Genomic DNA, 1630 nt, shown 5'->3' with positions numbered 1-1630 from the left:
AGTTCGCGTCTTTTTTAAAAGGTATACTTGGATAATTACCCGATCAGCGGCAAGAGCCTGGAGAAGTTCTATCACGTCAACGGGGACTTACTGGTACAGCAATACAAGAAACATTTAAGCGATTACTCGTCGTGGGAACCACGCTCCCACGCTGACAAGTGGTTGCTCTTCCCGGGGAACCTGGGCCCTCGCTTGAGTATCGACGAGAGCTCCCTTTCTCGTGGCGAGTTATACACGATCGTTACCAACAAGGACGGTCACGGCGGCAAGGGAACCCTCGTTGCCATCATCGAGGGTGTAAAGGCCGTGGAGGTATCCAGTATCTTGAGGAAGCTCCCCCGTCAAGCCCGCCACCGGGTGCTGGAGATTACTCTTGACATGTCCAGCACCATGCACGCTATCGCCCGGGAATGCTTTCCCAACGCGGAACAGGTTATCGATCGCTTTCACGTGCAGAAGCTTGCCTGTGACGCCTTGCAAGAGTTAAGGATCGAGCACCGCTGGGAGGCGATTAACGAGGAAACCAACGAGATGGAAAACGCCCGGCTGGAGGGGAGGAAGTACAGGGCGAGAAAATTCCGTAACGGGGAAACCAGGAAAGAGATACTGTTCCGTTCCAGGTTGTTATTGTTTAAAGACCCGGCGGCCTGGAACGTGAAACAAAGAAAGAGGGCTTCCGTGCTTTTCGAGTTGTATCCCGACATCCAAAAGGCGTTCGCCCTGGTACAGAGGTTGAGAAGAATCTATTCCTCGTGCAAGTCCGTGGCGGGAGCCAGGCTCAAACTCGCCTTGTGGTACAATCAAGTCAACGAGGCTGGCTTTCATTCTTTCAATTCCGTTGCCGCTTCCGTGTTCGCGCACTCGACCAGGATATTGAACTTTTTCAACAACAGGAGTACCAACGCTTCCGCCGAGTCTTTTAACGCCAAGCTCAAGGCCTTCAGGGCTCAATTCAGGGGCGTGCTTGACATTAAAGATAGTGTTTCAAAAAGTGTGTAAATCCTTTCTTTTTTCATCTTTGCAAATCTATTCATTTTTAATAAAATAATCTTGATTCTAAAAAATTATAAATAGGGTATTTATAAATATCCGCGTTTTGAGCCACGGTCCCCATCAGTAGAATGACGGCCTGTGGATTCGGCATGGCCCCTCTCATGTTAATAACCCTCTTATAATCCCTGTTCAGTCTTTCGATCCAGTTCGTGGTATAAATCATTCCCCTGATTTCCCTTTCATATTTGAAGTATGTAAAATAAAACCTGTACCTGTCGTGCTGGTATCTCTTTAGCGGCGGGTAACTCTTTTGCCACCTTTGTATGAACTCCTTAAATACACCGAATGCCTTTTCCGGGGTAATGTCCCATTGGTCAGGAGAGCAGATTTGTTTGAGTTCCTCCATAACCTGTTTCTTATCCCTTGGCTTGACTTTATTCACGATATTCCTTTTCAGATGAACGGTACACAACTGCAGATCCGCTTGGGGAAAAGTATCGGCCAGCGTGTTTTCAATACCGGATAACCCGTCACATACCAACAGGTCCACCACGGCTACACCTCTTTCTTTGAGACCTTCAAAAACATCCTTCCAATTGGTCGCGCTTTCCGTGGGAAAGTTTACCACGGTTAAAAC

2 protein-coding genes are annotated in these 1630 nt (G+C 48.1%); one reads left to right on the top strand and one right to left on the bottom strand.

Annotation, left to right across the window (positions count from 1 at the left end):
* Positions 1-27: 27 nt before the first annotated feature.
* Entirely contained in the window at positions 28-999 is a 972-nt protein-coding gene (locus WS42_RS14625) for an ISAon1 family transposase (RefSeq protein ID WP_046451356.1), read from the top strand.
* 37 nt (positions 1000-1036) lie between these two features.
* Here WS42_RS14625 and WS42_RS14620 read toward each other — a convergent pair.
* On the bottom strand, positions 1037-1630 hold a 594-nt coding region (locus WS42_RS14620), incomplete at its 5' end, for an IS256 family transposase (protein WP_286728742.1).

Source organism: Odoribacter sp. N54.MGS-14, assembly GCF_000980295.1.
In the GTDB taxonomy this organism is placed as follows: Bacteria; Bacteroidota; Bacteroidia; order Bacteroidales; family Marinifilaceae; genus Odoribacter; species Odoribacter splanchnicus.
The sequence above is the reverse complement of the archived record's forward strand: the minus strand, read 5'-3'. Positions and strand labels throughout refer to the sequence as shown.